At 35.2% G+C, this 24,200-nt stretch carries 25 protein-coding genes; 1 reads left to right on the top strand and 24 read right to left on the bottom strand.

What is annotated here, in order from left to right:
- Nucleotides 1–14 precede the first annotated feature (14 nt).
- The gene (locus BM390_RS15545; RefSeq protein WP_177220722.1) at nt 15–158 is read left to right on the top strand and encodes a hypothetical protein; all 144 of its coding nucleotides are present in this window, start codon (nt 15–17) and stop codon (nt 156–158) included.
- A gap of 97 nt (nt 159–255) precedes the next feature.
- Here the strand turns inward: BM390_RS15545 and BM390_RS11755 are convergent, their stop codons facing one another.
- The 24 genes from BM390_RS11755 to BM390_RS11650 form a co-directional block, all read right to left on the bottom strand.
- The gene (locus BM390_RS11755; protein WP_089855012.1) at nt 256–921 is read right to left on the bottom strand and encodes a restriction endonuclease; all 666 of its coding nucleotides are present in this window, start codon (nt 919–921) and stop codon (nt 256–258) included.
- Nucleotides 922–1,059: 138 nt separating this feature from the next.
- Entirely contained in the window at nt 1,060–2,025 is a 966-nt protein-coding gene (locus BM390_RS11750) for a hypothetical protein (RefSeq protein ID WP_089855009.1), read from the bottom strand.
- A gap of 13 nt (nt 2,026–2,038) precedes the next feature.
- Nucleotides 2,039–3,382: an RNA-guided endonuclease IscB gene (gene iscB / locus BM390_RS11745; protein ID WP_089855006.1), complete on the bottom strand. Its 1,344-nt coding sequence runs from the start codon at nt 3,380–3,382 to the stop codon at nt 2,039–2,041.
- A gap of 215 nt (nt 3,383–3,597) precedes the next feature.
- The gene (locus BM390_RS11740) at nt 3,598–5,667 is read right to left on the bottom strand and encodes a DNA topoisomerase (protein WP_256212437.1); all 2,070 of its coding nucleotides are present in this window, start codon (nt 5,665–5,667) and stop codon (nt 3,598–3,600) included.
- A complete protein-coding gene (locus BM390_RS11735; protein ID WP_089855000.1) occupies nt 5,645–6,652 on the bottom strand; it encodes a DUF3991 domain-containing protein in 1,008 nt (335 codons plus the stop codon). The genes BM390_RS11740 and BM390_RS11735 overlap by 23 nt, the downstream gene beginning before the upstream one ends.
- Before the next feature lie 426 nt (nt 6,653–7,078).
- A complete protein-coding gene (locus BM390_RS11730) occupies nt 7,079–8,365 on the bottom strand; it encodes an IS110 family RNA-guided transposase (protein WP_089854998.1) in 1,287 nt (428 codons plus the stop codon).
- A gap of 133 nt (nt 8,366–8,498) precedes the next feature.
- The gene (locus BM390_RS11725; protein ID WP_089854995.1) at nt 8,499–9,860 is read right to left on the bottom strand and encodes a coiled-coil domain-containing protein; all 1,362 of its coding nucleotides are present in this window, start codon (nt 9,858–9,860) and stop codon (nt 8,499–8,501) included.
- 12 nt (nt 9,861–9,872) lie between these two features.
- Nucleotides 9,873–10,733, bottom strand: coding sequence for a conjugal transfer protein TrbL family protein (locus BM390_RS11720; RefSeq protein WP_089854993.1), 861 nt, complete (start codon nt 10,731–10,733; stop codon nt 9,873–9,875).
- The gene (locus tag BM390_RS11715) at nt 10,734–12,260 is read right to left on the bottom strand and encodes a VirD4-like conjugal transfer protein, CD1115 family (protein WP_089854990.1); all 1,527 of its coding nucleotides are present in this window, start codon (nt 12,258–12,260) and stop codon (nt 10,734–10,736) included. It abuts the gene before it with no gap.
- Nucleotide 12,261: 1 nt separating this feature from the next.
- Complete coding sequence (locus BM390_RS11710) at nt 12,262–12,690, bottom strand: hypothetical protein (protein WP_089854987.1); 429 nt, start codon at nt 12,688–12,690, stop codon at nt 12,262–12,264.
- A gap of 9 nt (nt 12,691–12,699) precedes the next feature.
- Nucleotides 12,700–13,260 carry a hypothetical protein gene (locus BM390_RS11705; RefSeq protein ID WP_089854984.1) on the bottom strand — a complete coding sequence of 187 codons (561 nt, stop codon included), beginning with the start codon at nt 13,258–13,260 and terminating at the stop codon, nt 12,700–12,702.
- Between the two features lie 17 nt (nt 13,261–13,277).
- Nucleotides 13,278–14,336, bottom strand: coding sequence for a bifunctional lytic transglycosylase/C40 family peptidase (locus BM390_RS11700; protein WP_089854981.1), 1,059 nt, complete (start codon nt 14,334–14,336; stop codon nt 13,278–13,280).
- Complete coding sequence (locus BM390_RS11695) at nt 14,333–15,679, bottom strand: hypothetical protein (protein WP_089854978.1); 1,347 nt, start codon at nt 15,677–15,679, stop codon at nt 14,333–14,335. Before BM390_RS11695 ends, BM390_RS11700 begins: the two co-directional genes overlap by 4 nt.
- Nucleotides 15,676–17,655, bottom strand: a complete 1,980-nt coding sequence (locus BM390_RS11690; RefSeq protein ID WP_089854975.1) for a VirB4 family type IV secretion system protein — start codon at nt 17,653–17,655, stop codon at nt 15,676–15,678. Before BM390_RS11690 ends, BM390_RS11695 begins: the two co-directional genes overlap by 4 nt.
- A gap of 15 nt (nt 17,656–17,670) precedes the next feature.
- The gene (locus tag BM390_RS11685) at nt 17,671–18,255 is read right to left on the bottom strand and encodes a TraC-like domain-containing protein (RefSeq protein WP_089854972.1); all 585 of its coding nucleotides are present in this window, start codon (nt 18,253–18,255) and stop codon (nt 17,671–17,673) included.
- The gene (locus BM390_RS11680) at nt 18,252–18,656 is read right to left on the bottom strand and encodes a hypothetical protein (protein WP_089854969.1); all 405 of its coding nucleotides are present in this window, start codon (nt 18,654–18,656) and stop codon (nt 18,252–18,254) included. The genes BM390_RS11685 and BM390_RS11680 overlap by 4 nt, the downstream gene beginning before the upstream one ends.
- Before the next feature lie 23 nt (nt 18,657–18,679).
- Nucleotides 18,680–19,018, bottom strand: a complete 339-nt coding sequence (locus tag BM390_RS11675) for a CagC family type IV secretion system protein (RefSeq protein WP_089854966.1) — start codon at nt 19,016–19,018, stop codon at nt 18,680–18,682.
- Nucleotides 19,019–19,098: 80 nt separating this feature from the next.
- Entirely contained in the window at nt 19,099–20,442 is a 1,344-nt protein-coding gene (iscB, locus tag BM390_RS11670; protein WP_089854963.1) for an RNA-guided endonuclease IscB, read from the bottom strand.
- Nucleotides 20,443–20,709: 267 nt separating this feature from the next.
- Nucleotides 20,710–20,853: a hypothetical protein gene (locus BM390_RS15540; protein ID WP_177220721.1), complete on the bottom strand. Its 144-nt coding sequence runs from the start codon at nt 20,851–20,853 to the stop codon at nt 20,710–20,712.
- A gap of 34 nt (nt 20,854–20,887) precedes the next feature.
- Nucleotides 20,888–21,034, bottom strand: coding sequence for a hypothetical protein (locus BM390_RS15535; protein ID WP_177220720.1), 147 nt, complete (start codon nt 21,032–21,034; stop codon nt 20,888–20,890).
- A gap of 23 nt (nt 21,035–21,057) precedes the next feature.
- A complete protein-coding gene (locus BM390_RS11665; protein WP_089854960.1) occupies nt 21,058–21,420 on the bottom strand; it encodes a hypothetical protein in 363 nt (120 codons plus the stop codon).
- Nucleotides 21,421–21,442: 22 nt separating this feature from the next.
- On the bottom strand, nt 21,443–22,162 hold the full coding sequence (locus tag BM390_RS11660; RefSeq protein ID WP_089854957.1) for a hypothetical protein: 720 nt from the start codon (nt 22,160–22,162) through the stop codon (nt 21,443–21,445).
- Entirely contained in the window at nt 22,159–22,971 is an 813-nt protein-coding gene (locus BM390_RS11655) for a hypothetical protein (RefSeq protein ID WP_089854953.1), read from the bottom strand. Before BM390_RS11655 ends, BM390_RS11660 begins: the two co-directional genes overlap by 4 nt.
- 18 nt (nt 22,972–22,989) lie before the next feature.
- Nucleotides 22,990–24,198: a CpaF/VirB11 family protein gene (locus tag BM390_RS11650; RefSeq protein WP_089854950.1), complete on the bottom strand. Its 1,209-nt coding sequence runs from the start codon at nt 24,196–24,198 to the stop codon at nt 22,990–22,992.
- Nucleotides 24,199–24,200 lie beyond the last annotated feature (2 nt).

The raw sequence follows: 24,200 nt of genomic DNA, 5'->3' as shown, positions 1-24,200 counted from the left end.
TTTAGGGGGTTATGATGGAAAAACAATCCGTTGTATTAAGATTCCCAAAAACACTTTTGAATAGAGTGGACAAATACAAAGATGAAAAAGGGTTTGGTACTCGTACACAAACTATTTTTCACCTCATACAAGTAGCACTCGACAAGTCGGGCAATTAAGACGGGGAAGTCCTATCCCTTGCCCAAAGGCGATTCATCCCCCACTTACTCATTGGGCTTAGCCCATAACATTCCTTGAAGATGGGGGTTTTCTCGCCTAATTTAGATAAAAATTACCGTACTTACCTTTTTTCACACTCATGACACCACCACACTTTTTACAACGAATATCTTTCGGTTTAATTTTTTTCAAGGTGTTAGAAGCTACTTCGTTTGCTTCAGGATTCATTTTCAATATCATGCTAATCAGATTTTCTTTGTCGATTAGTTTTACTTCTGAAGCATGAGCGAGCACCTTTGCTGATTTTGTGAAACTGTTTGTGGCGACAACCCACGATTCATTGGTTTTGTAATAGGTTGCTGCAGCAATAACCTCTTGGACAGCTTTAATCCCAACTGGTTTAATATATCTTTTCGCTTGGACAGCAATTTTTTTACCATCTTTACTTAGTAAGAGATCAGCGCCAAAATCCCCTCTGGCACTTGTAACTTTGACAGCATAACCATTGTCTCTAAATAGCGTGGCCAAATAATGCTCGAATTGAAAGCCGCCCATCTGTAGGATGTCTTCTATGCCGGATTTTTTGAGTCTTAGTTGCAGTTTTTGTTTAATTAAAACCCTGGTAAACCCTATACATCCAACAATAGTAACAAATAAAAATAATGGCCAATATACCTGATGGTATACGACCATTATTAAAGAAAATAGCACACAAAACAGTATCATATTTACTGAATTTATTCTTGTTTTTCTTTTTCTCAAAATAGCACCACCCTATTTATTAATTTGAAATACACCTGATATTAAACAATCTAATTTACTCATTCGTTATCTGCCCCTTTTAAATAGTGATTATCAAACATCTATCGTTTTCTTATTAGAAAGAGATCTTTTAAAAAGTTATAAGCTTAAACTTTGCGATGTTTCTTGCTTATCTTCAATAACGTTATCATATGCATCTTCAAAATTATCACCAGTATGATCAATGTAGTCAACTATTTCATCCACTCGATTATCTTTGAGATAATCATTATAATTACTCCCGTTTGTTTCAATATATTTTTGCAATTCTTTTTCTTTATCAAGAAATTTATTCAAGTACTTTTCTGTATTTGCAATTTCAACATCTAATTTAGCGTTTTCTTTTTTTTCTAATGCCGAAATATGTTCATAGCTCATAAATCCGCCTCTAATTTCATCATGATAAGATTCATGTATACCATTTAAAACATTCGATTTTAGATATTCTAAGCTATCCAATTCTTCTTTGGCTGAAATTATAGAATATTTATTATCTACTACTTCTTCAAGTAATTTCATTGAATCTATTGACTGGTCGACTTTGTTTAAAGTAATGTATTTTTCGTACTTATTTATAAAATCATTTACCCTATCCGTTTCAATCGAATTATCAGCCCTATCTGTCACTTGAACTCTCAGTGTGTAATCATTTCCGGTAGAACTAACTTGTTTATCAAATAGTAGCTTGGCTGTTTTAGTTGTGTCATTTCTAAATGGAATATTTGCTTCCTCGTTTTTCATGAAACTCTTAACAACATTTGAGCCTAGTTTAAAAACATCTTGAGCCTCTGCCTTATTAAAATGATACATTTCAGCTTCTGTCGATCGACGATTTATTACTCTTTGAAATCCCAAAAGTTTAATATATTCATCAAATCTAGGTACATTATCAATAACATCTGATAAGCCTTGTTCTAGCTGACTATTTTCGGAATTTAGATTACTTAATTCCGAAGCTAATTTGCCAGACCTTACTCTTAATAAGCCAACTTCTTTGGTCAAACTATTATTACTTTGTGTTAATTCCCTATTTTTAGCTTCTAACTGTTTAACGAACTTAGGCAAGAAGTCTCCTTCCTCAAGCTCCGTCAGAAGCTAGGTGGGAGATGAATTGCCAATTGTTGTTATGATTTTCCACTGTCACATCTTTGAAACTGACTTGTTTGTAGGTCTTTCCCGGCTTTGTAATATAAGCATTGTGGATGTCTTTGACGTAAAGACCTACGTTAGTAAATCCGCTAACAAATCCGATTTTTCCAAAAATGCGTACAGTGTCATTCAAATGAATACCTTTCATTTCTTTTGTGTTTTTTTTGTTGCGTTTTTGTGTTAGGTTCTTGTTCTTCCGACCTTTTCTAGCTGTCGCTTCGTGTAAAGAACGTTTTTTCTTTCTGAATTGCTTGATATAAAATATAGTAGGTGGATTTTCTTTGATATGTTGAATGCCTGATATGGCAATCGCATCATTATAATGTGTCTTCTCTAGATGAAGTTCTTTTCTTCTTGGCGTTGTTTCAGAACCGTAGATGATTCTAGCATCAGGATATCTACGAAACGTACGTATTCTTAAGGCATTCATGAATGGCGGTTCTTTATACGTTGGTACTTTTTTTCTTTTCTCCATCCAGTTCCAAAGAATGCGACCTCTTTTATGATTGTCGCTTGTGTGACAATCTGTGCATACGCTAATTAAGTTTGAAGGTGCATCGCTTCCACCGTGGCTTCGATAGATAATGTGATGCGTGTTAAGAATGTTCCCTTTTTTCTTGCACACTTGACAGGTGTAGTTGTCACGAGCAAAAACATAATAACGGACATCGTGATACCCGAAGGTATCCCCTTCTTGATAAGATTTCCCTTGGATGCCTGGATTTTTCATCTTTTGGACATCAAACTTTCCAACTTCAATATGCAATGTTACCTTCGGTAAAAGAGAAGTGAATGTATCAATCCAAAAGAATACATTTTGTGTACGACTTTCAAGACTTGGTGGTAGCCAGCTTTTGGGTCTGGGGCTTGTGAAAGGTGTTTTTTTCTTAACCCATTTCCCTTTCTTGTTTGAGTAAACACGCGTTGTTTTATGTTTGAATTTACATTTTCTGTAACGTGTTTTACGAGAGCGTCTGCTTCTTCGGTAGATTTTTTTAGTTTCAAGTAGCCCCTTTATATCTTGGCGACATTCAATGTTGCCTTTTGCTAAGACTCTGTCTTCTTGTGTAATCGCAACACCTGTGTACTTAGCGCCTAAATCAATACCGACATGTGATTCATGTGTTGTCTCACCCGTCGCAATCAACATTTGAATCGTAAAAGGTTTGTAACTTATAATTTTTGCTTTCTTTTCTTTGAGTAATTGTCTTGCTTTTTGGTTTTTACAAGGGTCCAAATTCGACCCCCGCATTGATTTGACGAATACTCTCAAGATTCGTCCTCCTTTTAGAGTTAGTTTCCCTTCGCCAATGTTAGAAAAGCTTCGTGCAACAGGTTGACCACTCCTACCTCTCAGAGTCATTACAGCGCCTGAACGACAAAATGTACTAGGGAATCATACAAAGCCGTATTCACTTTTCTAACGTAGTCCTCGAAAGACTTAGGCTAGACAATTAGGGCTTTTACAAGCCCCCACTTCAAAACGCGTTAGCGTTTAAGTGGGGGTAATTGACCAACTTCAATCCAATTCGTTTTTGTATTAAATGTAACGTCTTTTTTATATTTATTTCCTGCTTTACTTTTTAGTGCTACATTAACTTTTTTCCCCGATAAAAGTTTTTGTGCTTCTGTTTTAGAGATATTTTTCTTTCCGAGTTTTTCTAAACCGTTCTTCCATAGTGTTGTAGAGCATCCTTCTTTATATCCCGAACAAGAATAACCTTTCTGATTTTCATACATTGGACGGCCACAATTCGGACATTTCGCAATCACTTCTTTTTCTTTTTTTCCTGAAGATAATTGTTTTGCGTTTTTTCTTATCTCCTTGGCCATCTTATTAACCATGCCTTCAAGTTCTTCATAAAAAACTTCCGTACTTAGCTCACCTTTTTCAATAGATGCTAATAATGTCTCAAAAAAGGCCGTTAATTTAACATTGTACAAGCTGAAATCGTCCGGCATCATATTAATGAGTTCACGACCTAAAGCAGTGGACATAATTTTTCCGTTCTTATTCATAATAAATTCCCGCTGATATAATTTCTCGATAATTTCAGCTCTTGTTGCTACCGTACCGATTCCTTGTACTACACTTAACATTTTACGTTCGTCTTTATCCAATAAAAACTTTCCGGCATTTTTCATATCATTGATCAGCGAACCCTCTGTATAATATTTTGGTGGCGTTGTTGCTTTTTCTTTTAATTCATAATCTAAAATATCATCTAATGTTACGTTAGATAATGTATCTTCTGATTTTTTTTCTTCATCATATAGAGATCGCCAACCTAATTCAATATATCGTGAATCTTTTGTATCGAAACGATATTCACCATCACTAAATGAAAGAGTGGTTATTTCTTTAACAGCATAAGGATAAAAAGCCGCAATAAAACGAGTGAATATTTCGTTATACAGTAATTTTTGGTCACCTTCGAGATTTTTTATATTTGCATTTGTTGTGATTGTAATAGCTTCGTGATCATTAACTTTTGATGGATTTACAAATGTTTTCTCTATTTTATATCCTTCTGTAAGTATGTGATTTACCACATTATTATCTTGGTGTTTTTCTAAAATACCTGGTAAGTTTTCGTCACTTGCAATATATGTGCTGTCTGTACGAGGATACGTTACAAACTTACTCTCATATAATTTTTGCGTAACAGTGAGTGTTTTTTTTGCTCCCCACTTATGCTTTTTATTCATGTATTCTTGTAAGGTTGTTAAATCAAATAGCCCTTTGGGCTTTTCCTTTTTAATCTCCTTATCGATTTTCCAGCCTGTGCGATTACCCAACATATTAAGGATTGTATTTGCATGATTTTTGTCTAATCGCTCATCTTTATCTAATTTTAATTCAAATGCTCCTTTACCATCTTTAATAGGCGCAATGACAGTATAAAACACTTCTTTTGAAAAGTTTTCAATTGCTAAGTCTCGTTTAACGATCATAGCAAGAGTAGGTGTTTGTACTCTTCCTAATGACAACACTTTTTGATTGCCAGTCACTTTTGTTGCGAGTTGTGTAGCATTTAATCCAATAAGAAGATCGCTTTCTTCCCTTAGTTTTCCTGCTTCTGCTAAGCCCTCATAGTCTTGGCCATCTTTCATGTTTTCGTAAGCTTTTAGAATACCTGAATCCGTGCTGTCTTGTACCCACAATCTCTTTAATGGCTTATTGATACCTGCAAGTTTATAGATATTTCTAAAAATATGTTCTCCTTCTCGCCCTGCATCGGTCGCAATAACGATAACATCAGCTTGTTTCATCTGATCAACAATTATTTTATATTGTTTCTTAATACCGGTATCATCAATTACTTTTCTAGGTATATCTTTAATGAAAAATGGAAGGTGTGATATATCACCCTTCCATCCCCAATTGCTATTCATTTCTTCGGGTTTTACACATGTAACAAGGTGACCAAAAGCACTCACATAGATACGGCCATCATTTCCTTGATAGTGGCCACCTATCTCTTTATATCCACCTGATAGTGTTTTAGCTAAATCTCTTGCTACTGACGGTTTTTCACAAACAAAGACTTCCTTCATGATCCATTCTCCTATCTATCTTCTTTTTTTTAAGCTCATTATTCCAATCCCATTTTTCTTCTCTTTTAGGTCGTTGGGGAACATGGGAAGTAAATTTCACTTTATGTTTATCTATTCTCTTATATGCATAACACGATAATTTATTAGCGAACTCATTACCTGCTTGATCGTTGTCTACACATAACTTTATTTGTTCAATATCCTTTTTTTGTTGTCTCAATACATCTGACGTACTAGATATTGTTCTAAATACGATTTCATGCTTTAATCCATCCATACTTTTAAGCAAACAATTCTTAATATTTTTTTTATATAAACTCATATAGCTAAGCAAGTCGATCGGCGATTCAAAAAAGTATATTTTTTTAGGTTGACCTATTTGAACGGAAAAACCTTCATACGTGTTTTCTTCGGTGTTTTTAAGTATTTTTTTGAAATAAGCTCGGTCTGGGCTAATTCGCTTTTCTTCAGGAATAAGTGTAGTTCCTTGTAAGCTGGCTCCAATAGTCATATTGTCTTTTTTCCACTTGAAAACAATATTTTTGTAGCTGTCCTGCTTTATATAATCTGTTTTAATTAAATCCCTTACAATATCTTTGTCTATACCTCTCTCACCAATCAGGTAAGACTCAATAGCATCTGTATTACTAACTTCATTTACGTTATAAACAAACTCATCTAAGTAATTATTGCAACTTTGATGATCAAATGTCTTGATTTCTTTTTGGCCAAGATCGGCATTTATTTTGAGAACAGACTCTTGAAAACTCAATCCCTTCACGTGCATTAAATAGGTAATGGCATTACCACTAACGCCTTTTGAGTTCCATGTGAAGTAGTTTTGTTTCGTATTGATAACTAAACTATCGTGATCACTATGACGATAATAACTTCCTTCTTGCTTCAAAGGCTCTCCTATAGCTAGAAGATAATCAACCATATCCACATCGTTAGCCACTTTTTTTTGATCTTCATTAACAAACAACAATATCAACCTCCCTCTATAAAATAAGTTATTCTTAAAATTTCGTTGATTTACTCCGTTTTTCTATCCAATATGATATTAAACCACAGATTAGTCAAACCTAATTATTCAAAAAATATTAAATATTGGAATGCGAGGCCTGGGTGAAATAAACATCAATGCTTTAATTTCCATTAAATGTATATAAAGGTATAATCGCACGTGTGGATCTCCACTTATTCATGGCGGTGTACCCTCCCATGTCTCACGGCATCTATGTGCGCAAATTCCTTCGCTCAACCTCTCCATGGTGGATGCCGGAAATGCTCCTTTGGTGGGTCTAGGCCCTAATGGAAATAATATCGACCGGCTAATCCGTGCTTCAATTGTTTAGATGTAACGGTGTGTCATCAGCGTTATTTTTTGATCTTGTGTACTTACTTTCTTTTAAGCAGCTTCCTGAATTCCCTGTAATGATGGGATATCTTGCATCATGCGTTGTGGATCAAATGCACACTTGCGTGTGCCTATCACATAAAAGATTTTAATTAGTTTTCTAGCTAAGGCGATAAAGGATTGTTTCCCTGTTAACGGGTTGTTGGCTCGTGTGCGATAGTAGTCATGTAATTGGCTGAAGGCGGCATTGTGCTTGGCTAATGGAATGGCAACCTGATAAAGAATATTTCTAAGTCGTTTGCGTCCTCTTTTTGTAATGGAGGTGCGCCCTTTGTGTAAGCCCGATTGGTTCATCTTTAAATTAAGTCCCGCTAGTTTAATAATTTGGCGTGGATCTCGGTATTGTGTGATATCACCAACTTCAGAAAAGAAGGCCACCACTGTCATCGCTCCAATGCCTTTGATATTCATCATTTCTTCTGCGCCTGGAACCTCCATCACAAGCGTGACGAGATCATTTTCTAGTGACGCTAATCGTTCTGCCAAGCCATGATATTGATCCATAAGATAAGCCATTTCCTGACGTGCCATCTTTAAACCAACACGTATGCCTACACTATTTTCAGCGGCCGTTTTCAAAGCGCGAATACGCTTTATACCTACTGAACGCTTCGTTACCTTGTTGACCTCTTCTAGTAACACATCTTCCGATGTGTTGATAATATCCACAGGGAAGTATCCCTCTGTTAAGAGATGCAAAGCCGAGCGACCTGTCCAGTCTTTGAATACCGTAAGGAATTCAGGGAAGTAGCGATCCAGCAGATTATGCACTTGTGCTTTGATCGATGATAAGTCTTCCTGAATCATGTCATGTAACTTCATACCTTCACGTAATTCGGCGAACAGCTCCTCTGGTAACGTCGGTTCGTTGAACCGGCCATCTTTGATTAATTGTGCGATGACCTTCGCATCTTTTGCATCGTTTTTTGTTGGTGAATCATCGTCCATCTCTTTCGAACGCTTCACTTTTAACGGATTCACGACGACAACCTTAAACCCAAGGTCTTGTAGATAATAAGCTAAGTTCAGCCAATAGTGTCCTGTTGGTTCCATGCCAATAATAACGTCTGAGCGTCGTTCGACATGTCTGAGTGTTTCAACCCAGGTCAATAAGTCTTTAAAGCCAGGGAGTGTATTCTCAAACGCCAAGCGTTTCACAAGATCTCGACCGCGATCATCAATCGCGCGAGCCACGTGCTTACGTTTAGCGATATCCACCCCAATAATTAATGTGTTTTCTGTGATTTGCATTAAGCGTTGATTTTGTGTAAAATCCATTGTAGAAGTCTCCTTTCGGTACTTGAATTAGAGGTCATCGATGACACTCACTATCGTACCAAAGGGGCTTCTTTTTTGCATTCTTCAAAATCATTTATTTTCCCTCGTATTTAGTTCCTTACAGGAATGCTCCTTATAGGCTAAAAATAGATTCAATTAATGAATAATATACAGATTTTCCCCTCTCTTGGATAATCATTAAATAACTGCTATCACGGTTTATGAAGAAATCAAATGCAACATAGATCAACAGAAGAATTATTAACATTCTAAATATAGTTCTTGATGGAAAACTTCTTTTCTTTTTCTTTATCTCTCTCAAATAACGAGCTTCTTTGCGTTCATAAGCCATCTGATCCTTTAAACGTTCTCTTTCAGCTTTCGTAATCTGTCTTTCTCGATGCTTTTTATCTTGCTGAATTTCCTTTAAGAATGCTATCTTCGCTTTCTGTAATTGTTCATCAAAAGCTTTCTTTTTTCGTTTATTCTGTCGATGCACTCGTAAACGTCTTTTGCTATTAATAAATATATATCGAGTAATTTTTTTCGCTATTCCCCATGCTTTTCTCGAAAAAATAATCCATTTATTTTGCTCTTCTTCTTCAATGTTTGGTACAGAAACGGCTTGTGTGAGTGGTGCTTCTTTTTTAGAATTGTTTAAAGGGAATTCTGCATCTACTTTTGCTTCCTCTAATGTCATTTGATTTAATGTTAGTTCTTTACTTCTTTCTAACTCCCGTTGTTGTTCTTCAAGCTCTAGTCGTCTTTTTTTACGTTCAACCTCAGACATCTCTACTTGTTCATTTAAAGTTGATAGTTCTTCCTCAGCTAGTTCTTTTTGTTTCTCAAGTTCAGCTAAAGTTTTTTCATGACGCTCTCTTTTTCGTTTTTCTTCATTTCTTTTTTCTTGAGCTTGTTGCTCAAGTTGATATCTTTTTTCCTCTAATGCCTTTATCTGATTAAGACGGTCCTGTTCTAACTTTTGTTCTTCATTTCCCTTGCTATCCACAACTTGTTTAATTTGATCGATTTCTTGCTTTAGTCTATTTAATTGTTCTTGATGCTCTAACTCCCTATTACTAGACTCTTTTTCTTGTTCTCTAAGTAAAGTAACTAATTGCTCTTTTTCTTCACGTAGATCATTAACTTTTTCTTTTTGTTTTTTCGCTTCAGGGATATTAATACTTGTTTCTATAATTGCTTCATCAGAAACGTTTTTAACATAGTTTTTAATGTCTATATCTATGCCCTTATTATTTAAAATGATATTAAAAAGACTCTCGATATCACCATTAATGATGATGCGAGAGTTAAATAAAATATCTTTGGATTCTTGTTCAATAATTTTATAACCGATTTTAGACTTCTTGCCTTTAATCTTATATCGATTAACAGCTTCTAAAAGCATCTCATTTGCCCTAGTAAATGTGAGGTATTTACCGAAAGAGAATATATCGTCTGTATGATTGATGTTTTTAAACTCTATCAAATACAACTTTGTTACCCCCTACTTCATTAACTTTTGTATCATAACACGTGTAGCCATTGATCCACTTGATCCAATACCTCTTGTTGTCGCACGTGCGCCGCCACCGCCATACCACATATGTTTTAGTATAGATGGACTTTTAATAATAAGTGCTCCCGCCCCAATCGCTAGCATCATATTACCTTCACCTGTAAATAAAGTGTTAATAATGAGCGTCATGAGAAAGAGTTTTGTTAATAGTGATAACACTTGTGATAACAATTCTCTCCACCATACTTGCATAAAGTTATTATCATCAGCGATCATTGATAAAGCTACGGGGGCGATAAAAACTTGCATCAGTAATATATCTGCATAAAATACACAAACGGAATAAAGAAACATAATGAAGACAACCAGGAAAAAGATTAAAAATAAAACAAGTACAATTCCACCCATCCCTGTATAAAAACCTGTTAAGGCTGCTTTTAATAGTGTGAATCCGGCCTGTCCATCAAAATCTGTCCCTGCTGCCGCAAAATAGTTGGATAAAGGAAAAGCTACGTCAAAGATCATCCAACGCAAAAACCAAGGTAAAACCAATAAAGCTCCTGCGCTTTTTCCCACACGAACGAAAATTTCATCTAAAGGGTACTGTTGTGTCCCTGTTGATGTATTGATGATGTACTCGATAATTTTATAAACGACAACGACAACCGCAGCCAAACTGGTCAACCAAGTTAAAATATTAATTATATCGTTTGCAAAGTCATTCTCAGGTATATTAAAAACGAGCTCATTGACGAGTGATAAAATAAAATTCATGAACTCTTCTATCCAACCGTTTAAAGTGTCTTCGATTAAACCATTAAGTTCCCCTTTTATCCAATCTGAAACCATTTACTCCACCTCGTTTCTCAACACCGACATCATTCGTTTTGCATTATCTAATTCTTGGGTTTGTCTGTCTTCTGATGCGTTTTGTGCTTCAATCAATTGTGTTTCTTCTATTGTCTTAACACCATTATTATAAGCTTCATTTAGGCTATCATAATACGCTTTGGCTTCATCGGACATATGATATCGATAATCTTGTTGCGACACCGTGTATTGATCCAGTAGTCCAGGAAATAGCTTAAATTGAAAAGCTTTTTTCATCTTGATAGGGTACTTTCCGGCAATAATCAAAATACTTTCGTCTTCTTTCATTGTTAAAATTTCATCCATATTCATCAATGACCTTTGAGAATATGAGTAATTATGAGAACTGGATGAACTACCTGTTTTTCCTTTCGATACCGAATGACCCCCTGTATCAACTTTGATGGTTGTTTTACCCATCAGATTACTAAAATAGGTTGCCGATGTTTCATTAACATTACCTAAGCACAGTTTGAATGCACAGTTACCAAGTATCGATTCAGCTTTATCTCGACCGTATTTATCAACCATTTGCGAGTGATTTTGAAGAATGGTACAACATCCGATACGATAACCACGACACGTTGCTAAAAATTCTTCATAATCATTAAAACGTCCGAGGTTGGGGAATTCATCAAGTAAAAATACGGTTGGTACGGGTAATTTTGCACCATGATTATCACCGAGTAAGTATAACTCTTGAAACATTTGTGTAAAGAATAGATTAATCAGAGATTCCCAGGTCTTATCCATCGTAGGGATTAATACATATAGTGCTATACGTTTTTTCCCAATGTCTTGAAAAAAGAAATCGTTCGTACTTGTAAAGTTTGATACTTCTTCATCAACGTAATCACCAATAGTTGTGAGTAAACTAATGATGATGCTTCCTCTTGTGTTTTGTTGTGATTTCTTAAATCCTAATTCGTAAGTACGCCTAGCCGGATGTCTTAAATCTAAGGCCATAAATTGATTGTCTAATTCGCTTTCGCCGTCTTCATTGGCTTCAGGATCAAATTCTTGTAGAAAGTCTAAGATACCCTCCATATTGCGTTTCTCTGGTGGAAATTCAGTCTTTGCAAATAATATCAGTGCTTTTAGTAAACTAAGCTGAGAATTAAACCAAATGTCTTTTTTCTTTGGATCGTTTTTTGCACTGACAACCGTATTTGCAACTGTCGTTGCATCTAAGTCCTTACGTACATAACCAAAGGGGTTATAACGATCTGAAGCTGTCATGTTCTTAAAATTTATCACCCGGACTTCGTATCCTTGCGCTTCTTTGATCTTCGCTGTTTTCTCATAAACTTCGCCTTTCGGATCTGTCACAACGATGGAACAATCTCTTATATTGACCATGTTCGTTAAAACAAACGACTGTGTTTTAAAAGAACCAGGCCCTCCTACAACATAATAATTACGATTAGCTAATTTACTTTCTTCATGTTGAATAAGTAACTCACCATCTTTGATACCTGAAATAATGCCACTGTACGCTTCCTTCATATCATTCACCATCTTTCAATTCTTTTTTAAAATTATTTACAATAATGTTATTTAGCAAATTGGAGTCAAGGTGCCATAATTGTTCATCAATAAACAACTCTTTATTCTTAGCAAATCGAGCTGAACCTTGCACCCCATAATTTTCTCCCACATTCTCATAATCTTTTTTAGAAAACATCTTAACTATCATATAAACAATAACGCCTGTAGCCGCAATCATACCTATGATAAATAAGGGATTTCCACTGATAATCATTGATTTAGCATTTGAAAATGGGTGCCGCATTAAGTCAATGGCGTATTCAAGAAGTATGGATTGGTTAAAAGATGTCTTATGTTGACCTATTAAAGGTAAAATACCAGATAAAAAAAGAACCATTGCATACAGCAATAGGCTCAATGTCGTTACCATTATAATTTTAAATTTCATTTCATCCACCTAACTTTCCGAGAGCTTAGAAAATGTACCGACTTGTTCTAATTTAGTAATTACATCGCCCTTTACCTGAATATTAAATAATTGGGTTATGACAGAGTTATCAAAGCCCTCGACCTGATAAGTAGTATCTAGTAAAATAAGCGACTCGACATGTGATGATTTTTCGGTTGAATATATTTGAATATTTTCAATAGTATTTGAGAATTCGATACCAGGTATTTCAGGAACACCCGCCGTTGTTAATTGGCCATACACTTCGTCACTGACATATGGCTTGATGCTAGGAATTCTTTCTTTATAACCCGATTGATCATATTCATAGTTTGTTCTAAAAAAAGACTCAATCAATTTTTCAACAGCATCACCATTTACATATTCTTGACGACTTTCTTGTATTGTTTTTCCTTCTAATTCTTCAAGCTTTTTTTCATAGTTCTGAGATTGATTAATGGCATCATCTTTCTCAGACAATGCTTGTGTTAAATTTAAGGAAATAACAAGATTGGCAAATAATGATATCATTGTTATAACGCTTAAAATAATAATTAATTTCACTTTCATATTTAGTTTCACTCCCTCTATTTAAGGACTCTTCCAAATCCAGCAAAGTGTTTGCTCCAATAACCACTCGACCAACTATGATAGCCGATACCTGATGATGATGCATCAAACATACGGTTATGATCAACATAAATACCAACGTGTGTAATAGAATTAGCCGGACGTGAGGGATTGGTACCCTTAAAAAATACTAAATCTCCTGGTTGCGGTTCTGCAACTCGAATCGTTGCATTATATTGTTCAGCTGCTGTTCGTGGTAAACCGTAGCTGATTGAATTATAGACATACTGTGTGAGTCCCGAGCAATCAAACGACGTTCCAGGACTCTGTCCTCCCCATTGATATGGCCAACCATCATATCGTAAAGCTTCACTCATTAGCGTCTGATAGTTATCACCGCCTAAAGGACTTGCATCTACATTACCAATATCACTTGCGCCACCAATAAATTGTTGAATTAACTTAACATAGTACATATTTCCATAGCTATACCGCCAATAACCATTGAAAGAGGCGACAGGATTTTGATAGGGGACAACTTTGTTATTTGACTTACTTGCTGCAAAATTTGATGATAAATCAAATGTGTATTGCTTTCCGTTTGATTCAATATAATCATTAAATCCTCCACCAAAGTTATACGACTGAATAGGTGTCCAATAATCCAATCCTTTCTTTTCTGCATCGCTTATCATTTCAGACAAGTGTTTAACACCGGCATCTATAGATTGAATAGGATCAGTGATAGCGTTGGCAGACAATCCTAGTGACTCTGAGCTTTGCATAATATCAAGTTGCTTGCCTTCTGTTTCTATCATAATAATTGCTAATATTATGTCTGTATACTCTGGGATACCGTACTGCATTGCAAAACTACTTACTACAGGATGAAAAGCCATTACTTCATCATTTATGTTAGGGTAGTCGCTTCTAGACTCATCTGAAGAACTAAAAATAGCCGTGAATAAAATGAAAAGAAAAATCAACATAATAAAAATGGTGATTATAATTTTTTTGCGATGTTTATAGGCTTCCGCCGCAATTTGCATCGCAATTTTTACAGCTACTGGATTCATTGCACATCAATCCCTAAAGAGTCTTCAATTTCTAGTAATTCTCGTTGTTTACTTCTCAATGTTTCGTTCAACACTTCAATTTCTTCACTGTTTTGATCATCACTATTTTCTGATAGCTCATAAATCTGTCTATTGATTTCTGTAATGTCTTTCATCAAATATGAGCGCTCAACATACTGGTTAAGTTCTTGATCATCTAAAAATTGTTGTAATCGTTCTATCTTCTCATAGTCTTCATGTTCAATGTACGCTAAACCTAAACGTTTAAGTGTGTCTTTGTTTTCAATCAGTGATATTTGATTATCTAGAACATCGGTATTATATTCCACAATTTGCTTTTCAATGGCCATAAATTCTGAGTCTGATGCCAAACCTAAAATCTTTTCTTTTTGATCTAGTTCATATAAACGATCAATGACGTTTTCTTCCATCGTCTCATCATAGGCGATGGCTTCATCATACATGCCCGTATCTAAAAATAATTGAGCGATGACTTTCGGGTCGTCGCCTCGTCCTTCCATCAATTCCGCCGCCTGTTCTACTTGTCCAGATGATGCAGCGAGTAAAATTTCATTCTCTAAATTTAATTGATATAAATCATCTTCATAAGCGTCGGCCAATGCTGATTCAACTTGTTGCATGCCAAAGAAAAAAGCACTAACTATTGATATAGTTAGAACTCCTCTTAACACCCACGATTTTCTTTTTTTAGATTGTTTCTGATCGACTTCTTTTTTTATTGTTTCATGATACTTAGCTTGTTCATCAACCAACACTTCACTAATTAATGTTTTTAATTCACTAACGGTTTGCGCTGCATTAATACGATACAATAAATGTTCATCTTCTTTTTTTAACAATAAATCTTTGTTCACCACATATTTTTTATAAGTGAACTTTTCACTGATTAACCCTAGTGCAAACAATTTATACTGTTCTAAAGGGGTAATACCGTGATAAGGTAAGTGCCCATTTGAACGATATAATACTTTAATTTCTTTAAACCCTTTGAAAAAGACATTATTCAAATCTAAATATGTTTTTGTTCCGTCACCTAAAGGATCAAATGCTAACAGCCGTTGAATGAGCTGTAGTTTTGATACCACTTTATACTTTTTCGCATGAGTGAATGGTTGATAGCCTTCCGGAAGTTCATAATTTAAATGGTATTTCTGATCTGAACGACTAACACTGTCTAATTCCACATAAGCAGGATGAATACGTTCAAGGTCTTCTAAATCTTCAATTGATCTTGCCGTTGTATCTGATTCGTTGACCTCAACTTTATAAGATAACCCACTAACATAAAACGTTAAGTTATCAATAGTCGTAATCTTTTTCATCGTTTCAGTCGCACCTCCTTATCGATTAAATCTTCAATTTCAAATATTTCATTTTGTGTAAGGAATACTTTACTTGACCAATCAGGCTGTATTCGTGCATCTTTACCCGTTGTACGTTCATACTCTTCAGGATTCAAGATGCGCTTTTCTTCTTCCGTTAGAACAACTTTTAAAAACGCTCGTTGGCTACCATAACTAATGAGTGCTTCCCCCTGTGTTTGACGCTTCAGGAAACCTATTTCTTTTTCGCTGAAGGGAAGTTTTAATTTTTCCTTTAATACATCGACTTCTCGTCCTTCTAATCCGAAAAATATCTTTGTAAAGCTATTACCGATAATGGCAGCGCCCGTATTTTTAGGAGCGTTCAATACATCTTCAATTTGTTGGGTGGTGACTGTCGCCCCTGCATTGTACTTCCGAAACCGTTTATAGGCTTGAAAGAAGAAATCAGCACTTTCCTCATTTAATAATAAGAAGTGGAATTCATCACAAAAAAGTTCACAAGACTGTGTTTTATCAGCTGTGATAATCTCCCAAAGATAAGAAAATGTGTTGAGATAAGCAGCGCTTTGTACGTCTTTTTCTGTTTGAAGTGGCTTTAGATTAAAGGACACAACCTTTGTATTTAACTCAATATTCGTATGTCCGTTGAATAACGTACTTGATCCATGAACAAAGTCTTCTAAAATATAATAATAACTTTCAACACGTTTAAACTTACTTGGATCATGACTTTTCATCTCGCTCAAGCGATTATATAAATCTTCTAAAATTGGCCAATCTGTATTTTCCATTACATTAAGATTTTTAACTGACCGGAACGTATCGTAAAGTTTTTTTGACTCCGACGAGATAATTGATATTTCTTCTTGGTTCATATCAGGTTTTAATACTTTGTGAAACCCTTTTAACCGTTGAATCCGTTGCTTAATTAAGTTTTCAACTTCCACTTCGCTTAAATCTTCATGAATACTGTGATTATTTTCTTCATCATCTAATACCGATGAAAAAATTTGATATGGATTAATGATCGTTGAACTGACACTTGATAAATCAATGACCGTTCCGCCGTATTTCCGAACCTTTTCGCTGTATTCATTTTCCGGATCAATAATATAAATCTGATCTTCACCTAAAGCGAGCTTCTTTAATAAAATTGACCACATATAAGTCGTCTTCCCAACACCGGAAGTACCAATCACAACTTTCCCACGATTAAGTGTTTTTCGTTTGTTTTTATAATCAATCGAAATCCAACTGTCCGTTTCTTTATTAATCCCTTCTAATGTTGAAGTTGACGTGATATCACAAATTTCATTATCATCATAAGGAAAAAAAGAACTGGCACTCATTGAATTCGTCATATAGTACGTGTATTCTTTTAAAGAGTTCTGCTGGATTGGGAGCGTTGACCAGAATGCCTCATCTATGCGTCTGTAAGGCGTAATAGCTTTAACGTGTAGTTTTAATAAGATGCGGTTTAAATTTTCTTCTAAGGCCTTTAATTCGGCTTCAGACGTACCTTGAAGTAGTATGTATGTGTATAAATAAACATACGCACTTTTTTCATCTAACGACTGCTCTAATTGCTGTTTTGCGGTTTTAATCTCTCGGTTTATCTTTTGTTGCATTTGATAATCAACTGTTCTTAATAATTCAGCTTCTTTATTCTTAATTGTTTCGTTATAATAACTGTTTAAGACCTCCCCATTAGCAGGTTCAAGGAATTGACTAATCGTGATATTCCCCTTTAATTTTTTTAGGGGGGAAAGCCAATTTCCTGTCGGTTCACTTGGATACGTCAAAATGACGTAAGGTTTAATGTAATTTCCACTCGATGCAATGTATTCTCTATTTAGTTCAAAGACAAATGGATAGATACTTTCCAAAGATTCTTGATCAATGAGTGACTTTATCTCATTCTTTGTTGTTTTTTGTGTTTTACTTTTCTTTTTTGATGGCATTAGTAATCCCAAATTTTATTCTCCTCTCTATCCAAACATAGACATTTCATAATCTAAGTATTGGTGAAGTAATTTCTTCGCCTCATAACTACTTAAAACAGTAATATTCGATGTATATCCTTCAAGGAAATCACCTAAAGACCGTTTAACCTCGTCTGTCTTTGCTCGTAAGTTTTGTTCAGCTGCTTTTAAAAATTCAATTGTTGGATTTTTGATATCCTCACTCAAGACCATAAAATGTTCTTTCTTGGCCATCTTTACATTCGATTCTACTTTTTGATATTCTGCCAAATAGCTTGCCCTCAGTTGTCGTAATTCTTCATTGGTTTGCGTTTCTTTTTCAGACATGACATAAACTTTCTTCCAATTTTTAATGTAATCTTCCAACCTAATAGGAACAGTTTTTGATACAGTTTGCGGTAGGTAGTGTGCATTTTGTGCAATGAATGTACCATAATCATCAAATAATGCGTTCTGATCATAGGATGATAACATATCTACGTTAAACCCCTGCACTTTAATAATAGAAATCAACCGATTATCTTTCATATAGATAAAATCTGAATACACACCGCCGATTGGGCTTAATTCATCTATAAATTTATCACTCATGACGGATCAACCTCCCACGGTCTTTTTTTCGGTTCTTTGTAATACACTTTTTGTTTTTGTTGGAACATTGCATATTCTTTGATAAAGTCTTTCGTACGAATATTATCTCGTCCTTTTACTGGCCGATACATAACATAAACCATTGGCACAAGTAGAATTAGTACAATAAAAACAGATTTTACTATCCAAAGAATGGCGCTATTATAAGGCGGTATAAAGCAAATCCCTGCAACTAAAGCTAGTGCAGGGATGAAATATTTAACAATCTCACCTAATGTGAGATTAGCAATTAATTTATAACGACTATCTACATTTCGGGGGAAAAACCACTTGCGTTGATTCTCTCGACCTTCATTTAACAACTCTAGTAAACTTGCTTTTACATCATTAACATCTGACATCTTTATCTCCCCATTCGCTATGATTACTGGAAGAGTGAAAAAATCCACGGTACAAGCCACACGGCTGCTGCTGCGCCACCAACCGCAACGCCTACACCACCGATAGATTTCCACATTTCATTTTTGCTGTGCGGATCATCTAAAGAAGGCATGTATTTAAGGAAAATTTTAATGGCTGCAATTACACCAATAACAACAACAACACCTGTTAGAACACCTTGTATAGCTGTAAAACCACTATTTAATTTCGTCTTCACTTGTGATGTCGATGCTGCAAAACTTACTTCTGGTAATAAAATAAAGTATAGAAAACCTATTGCTAATATTATTTTAGAAGTCTTTTTAAGTAGAAATTTTTTCATGTGTCATTCTCCATTCTGATTTTAAAATATAGCTTCATTTATAAAAGCGTTCAACGAACTTAGGCAAGAAGTCTCCTTCCTCAAGCTCCGTCAGGAGCTAGGTGGGAGATGAATTGCCAATTGTTGTTATGATTTTCCACTGTCACATCTTTGAAACCGACTTGTTTGTATGTCTTTCCCGGTTTTGTGATATAGGCATTGTGGATGTCTTTGATATAAATACCAGTGGTGGTAAATCCGCTAACAAAGCCGATTTTTCCAAAAATGCGTACAGTGTCATTCAAATGAATACCTTTCATTTCTTTTGTATTTTTTTTGTTGCGTTTTTGTGTTAGGTTCTTGTTCTTCCGACCTTTTCTAGCTGTCGCTTCGTGTAAAGAACGTTTTTTCTTTCTGAATTGCTTGATATAAAATATCGTATGTGGATTTTCTTTGATATGTTGAATGCCTGATATGGCAATCGCATCATTATAATGTGTCTTCTCTAGATGAAGTTCTTTTCTTCTTGGCGTTGTTTCAGAACCGTAGATGATTCTAGCATCAGGATATCTACGAAACGTGCGTATTCTTAAGGCATTCATGAATGGCGGTTCTTTATACGTTGGTACTTTTTTTCTTTTCTCCATCCAGTGCCAAAGAATGCGACCTCTTTTATGATTGTCGCTTGTGTGACAATCTGTGCATACGCTAATTAAGTTTGAAGGTGCGTCGCTTCCGCCGTGGCTTCGATAGATAATATGATGCGTGTTAAGAATGTTTCCTTTTTTCTTGCACACTTGACAGGTGTAGTGATCACGAGCAAAAACAAAATAACGGACATCGTGATACCCAAAGGTATCCCCTTCTTGATAGGCTTTTCCTTGAATGTCTGGACTTTTCATCTTTTGGACATCAAACTTTCCAACTTCAATATGCAATTTTACCTTCGGTAAAAGGGAAGTGAATGTATCAATCCAAAAGAATAAGTTTTGTGTACGACTTTCAAGACTTGGTGGTAGCCAGCTTTTGGGTCTGGGGCTTGTGAAAGATGTTTTTTTCTTAACCCATTTCCCTTTCTTGTTTGAGTAAACACGCGTTGTTTTATGTTTGCATTTACATTTTCTATAACGTGTTTTACGAGAGCGTCTGCTCCTTCGGTAGATTTTTTTAGTTTCAAGTAGCGCCTTTATATCTTGGCGACATTCAATGTCGCCTTTTGCTAAGACTCTGTCTTCTTGTGTTATCGCAACACCTGTGTACTTAGCGCCTAAATCAATACCGACATGCGATTCATGTGTTGTCTCACCCGTCGCAATCAACATTTGAATCGTAAAAGGTTTGTAACTTATAATTTTGGCTTTCTTTTCTTTGAGTAATTGTCTTGCTTTTTGGTTTTTGCAAGGGTCCAAATTGAACCCTCGCATGGATTTGACGAATACTCTCAAGATTCGCCCTCCTTTTAGGGTTAGTTTCCCTTCGCCAATGTTAGAAAAGCTTCGTGCAACAGGTTGACCACTCCTACCTCTCAGAGTTGTTACAGCGCCTGAACGACAAAATGTACTAGGGAATCATACAAAGCCGTATTCACTTTTCTAACGTAGTCCTCGAAAGACTTAGGCTAGACAATTAGAGCTTTTGCAAGCCCCACTTCAAAACGCGTTAGCGTTTAAGTGGTGGGTAATTGACTGTGGATTAACAAGCAATGAAAATCATCAACCAGTAAACAGAACTTTAATTTGATCTGTAATTAACGTACCAATTTCTGTCGATGATGTTTTAACAATTGCCACAGTGATCCCTAATGCTACAAGGGCCACCATCGCCCACCCTGAACGGTCTGTATTTTGATCTAACATTTTATCGTCTCCTTTTTATTAACTAGATTTTGTTTTATACATTTAAAAATAAAGCTTTAATTTGATCCGTAATTAAAGTACCAATTTCTGTTGATGATACTTTAACGATTGCCACAGTGATCCCTAATGCTACAAGGGCCACCATCGCCCACCCTGAGCGATCTGTGTTTTGATCTAACATGAATAACACCTCCTTCAAATTGTTTATCTAACTAAAGATATTGCAGACCCTGAAATTGGTAACTCAACAATATCGAAGTCTAAAAATAGAAACTTAATACTTACATTCGCTTGATATTCAACAGTTTCGCCATATGGTTTTTTTTCTGTTTGTTGAGAATCATCTAAAGAAAAAACACCGCTAAAATTTTGTTCGCTATATTGGTTAATTCTGTCTATCGTATCCAATGTGAGTCCACCGGAACGTTCAATCTGATAATTTATATACTGCTTAAAATGATTGGATTGCTGAACATGGAAAAGAAAGACAGATATTGTTACAATCAGTGCAACTAATAACATAGTCATATATATTTTTCCGACGTTCATAACACTACCTTCTATCATTTAATCAAATCCTTTCAAAATGTTACTTAGGTAAGAGATCTTTAAATAAGTGACTATATACAGAAAACATATAGCCCATAGCGATGATTAAATTAATCATTGTTAATTTAGTGGGAAACAGATTGAATTTTTTTAATTTAAAAGTAATAATTTCATCTATTCCCTTAAACAAGTCTTCGCTTGCCATGCGGCCAAGTTCTTGAATGATACTACGGTCAAAACTGTTCTGTTGATAATCATGCAATGTATGCATAAATAAAACACCTTCATCTGTTCCTGATGCTGTCTCTCCAAATTCTTTGAATGGGATAGCAGAATTCGGATGATTATTCATGTCTATAATTAATCGTTCTAAACATTGCTTTACATAGCTTTCTTCTAGTCGATTTAATAAGCGATTAAATACACTGTATAAGGTTGCTCCATCTTCATAAAGATAAGGAATTAGCATTCTTGCAAATTTAGAAAAGTTTAATTGTTGCTTAAATATAAAATTTCGATAACTACCTTTAATTGATCGATATTGACTCATCCATTGCACAACGGTCAATATCAAACCAAACACACCATATACCCAAGAAAATAAACTTAAAAATATAGTTAGTAGCAGCATCAGCGCACCACGAATGACTCTTTTCTTTTGTATCTCATAAAATTTATCTTCACTATATCTCATGCGATGCAGCATTTTTCTAAGGTCTTTCTCGGCTAATCGATGATAAACTTTTTCCATCGTTGTCATACATTTACCTCCAGTACACTATCATCTGCCATTCGTTGATTAAAAGAATGGTAGATAAACATAACAGCAACTAAATAGATACTCGCTGTCACCCAACCAATAATACCGTTAGCGAATACATCGATATATTGTCGGAAGCCAAAAGAAAAGATAATAGCACCTATAAATACCAATGCTACTTTAACCATGAAATTAAATTCTTTATGTTTTTCTTTTTTGGATATAAAAAATGAGTTTTGCCGATCTTTAATCATATTGTGATACGACTTGATATCTTTTAATGTATCTAAATTGTTTCTGCCTTCTAAAGTTGCCGTCGTAAGTTGCTCGATATACTGTGCAAACATTACATCGCTAGGATATTTTTCTTCCAAACGCTTGAAAGCTCGCAATGTTATTTCTCTAGACCCCTCAATTAAATCAGATTGCAGAATCATTAATTCTTGTTTGAATTCTCCTTCTGCTCGATCAGATACAATCTGTATCGCTTGTAAGACTGTGCGATCCGCATTCGTTAGAATCTGTGTCATGTTGTTTACAAACTTGTTGCGTTCTTTAAATGACTTCAACTCATAAATTCTTCGTTCATTTTGAGGAATCGTATAGCTGAATGCATACACCACACCTATAAAACCTGCAATAACAGCTAGCCACCATTTAAAGAATAGGATGAAGACAAAAAGAGCGCATATAAAAAACGGAAAGATTATCGATTTGATAATATCTTTCCGTTCAATTGGATTTCCATATGCGACTCTATAAGCATTGATTTCATCAATGTTAAAAATTTTCTTTTTTTTCTTTGCCACTTCTCTTACCCCCATCTATTATACTGTCATTGGTTCATTCATGCGTAACACGTCACTTAGCTGAATATTGAATTCTTTTAATCGATTAGTAAATTCAATCGGTAATGTATGAAAGCGATGATTGAGTGTATCATTTTCTTCAATTGTTTCAAATATCGTGTGGCATTTTCCACCATCTAAAAAGAAAACAACTTCAGATAGAAATCGTATCATTTTTCCTTTAATACGTTTCTTTTTGATGAATACGCCCAACTGAAAATATCTATAAATATCTCTTTCTAATGATTTCTCATCAACGACGTACCCCATCTTGGCCATATTAATAAATCGAGTCGGTATAGCTCGCGCATTGACTGTATGTGCGCTAGTAATCATATGGTGCCCACTTAATACGGCTTGAATCATTTCATAGGCTTCTTTTTCCCTTGTTTCGGAAACATTGATCCACGTCGGATTATTTCTTAACATGGCTTTAATTAACGTAGAATGATTAGTACTTGGTGTGACTAGCCAGCTAATAATATCCTTTTCAGGAAATAATTCTTTTACATGGCCCTCTAAAGTATCTTCAATCCATCCGATTTTCTCATCAAAGGGAATAAAACTTGTTAAGAATTTCTGAAGTTCTGTTTTCCCTGTTCCTGTCTCGCCTGCAATAACAATGTTACACCTTGATGTAACAGCTGCTTCGAAGAATTCCAACATATACTCAGGAGCAAAGTTTTCAAAATTACTATGGTTTAGCGCCAATACAGGACGACTCACACGGATAGCCATTGTCGTACCGTAACTACTGATAGAACGATGAACAGCATTGATTCTAAGATTATTAAGTGCGGCATCAAGAATTGGTGACTTAGGTGTAAATTCCTTTCCTACTGCATTAGCGAATTTTTGTATAATTTGATTAATATAATCTTCTTCAATAACACTTTCGTGTTCATACTTCTCATTTGGTGTTTCAACAATTAAAGAAGTTCCGTTATAACTGACATCCGTTACTGTTTCATCCTTACTTATGATGTCATCAATTACACCTAACCCAACGATTTCGGATACGACATAATTTAATCGTTCTTCATCCTTTAAAATTGTTTGATGTTTTTCTTTAACAATGCGCTTTAGTATGTCTCTCGAATCCATATCTACGAAAGATTTTAAATAAAGTTCTGAATGATACTCTTTTAGATCATTCTTGATTTCCTGTAATATTTCTTGACTTACCAAGT

The organism is Halolactibacillus miurensis (assembly GCF_900116255.1).
Taxonomy (GTDB): Bacteria; Bacillota; Bacilli; order Bacillales; family Amphibacillaceae; genus Halolactibacillus; species Halolactibacillus miurensis.
Note: the sequence above shows the minus strand (reverse complement) of the source record. Positions and strands in the feature narration are given on the sequence as shown.

What these genes read in the sequence shown, in the direction of transcription:
- BM390_RS11715 (WP_089854990.1), bottom strand. Translation starts at nt 12,260, where the DNA reads ATGAAGGAAGCGTACAGTGGCATTATTTCAGGTATCAAAGATGGTGAG.
- BM390_RS11660 (WP_089854957.1), bottom strand. Translation starts at nt 22,162, where the DNA reads ATGACAACGATGGAAAAAGTTTATCATCGATTAGCCGAGAAAGACCTT.
- BM390_RS15535 (WP_177220720.1), bottom strand. Translation starts at nt 21,034, where the DNA reads ATGTTAGATCAAAACACAGATCGCTCAGGGTGGGCGATGGTGGCCCTT.
- BM390_RS11710 (WP_089854987.1), bottom strand. Translation starts at nt 12,690, where the DNA reads ATGAAATTTAAAATTATAATGGTAACGACATTGAGCCTATTGCTGTAT.
- BM390_RS11695 (WP_089854978.1), bottom strand. Translation starts at nt 15,679, where the DNA reads ATGAAAAAGATTACGACTATTGATAACTTAACGTTTTATGTTAGTGGG.
- BM390_RS11675 (WP_089854966.1), bottom strand. Translation starts at nt 19,018, where the DNA reads ATGAAAAAATTTCTACTTAAAAAGACTTCTAAAATAATATTAGCAATA.
- BM390_RS11665 (WP_089854960.1), bottom strand. Translation starts at nt 21,420, where the DNA reads ATGATAGAAGGTAGTGTTATGAACGTCGGAAAAATATATATGACTATG.
- BM390_RS11705 (WP_089854984.1), bottom strand. Translation starts at nt 13,260, where the DNA reads ATGAAAGTGAAATTAATTATTATTTTAAGCGTTATAACAATGATATCA.
- BM390_RS11700 (WP_089854981.1), bottom strand. Translation starts at nt 14,336, where the DNA reads ATGAATCCAGTAGCTGTAAAAATTGCGATGCAAATTGCGGCGGAAGCC.
- BM390_RS11685 (WP_089854972.1), bottom strand. Translation starts at nt 18,255, where the DNA reads ATGAGTGATAAATTTATAGATGAATTAAGCCCAATCGGCGGTGTGTAT.
- BM390_RS15545 (WP_177220722.1), top strand. Translation starts at nt 15, where the DNA reads ATGGAAAAACAATCCGTTGTATTAAGATTCCCAAAAACACTTTTGAAT.
- BM390_RS11740 (WP_256212437.1), bottom strand. Translation starts at nt 5,667, where the DNA reads ATGAAGGAAGTCTTTGTTTGTGAAAAACCGTCAGTAGCAAGAGATTTA.
- BM390_RS11720 (WP_089854993.1), bottom strand. Translation starts at nt 10,733, where the DNA reads ATGGTTTCAGATTGGATAAAAGGGGAACTTAATGGTTTAATCGAAGAC.
- BM390_RS11730 (WP_089854998.1), bottom strand. Translation starts at nt 8,365, where the DNA reads ATGGATTTTACACAAAATCAACGCTTAATGCAAATCACAGAAAACACA.
- BM390_RS15540 (WP_177220721.1), bottom strand. Translation starts at nt 20,853, where the DNA reads ATGTTAGATCAAAATACAGACCGTTCAGGGTGGGCGATGGTGGCCCTT.
- BM390_RS11680 (WP_089854969.1), bottom strand. Translation starts at nt 18,656, where the DNA reads ATGTCAGATGTTAATGATGTAAAAGCAAGTTTACTAGAGTTGTTAAAT.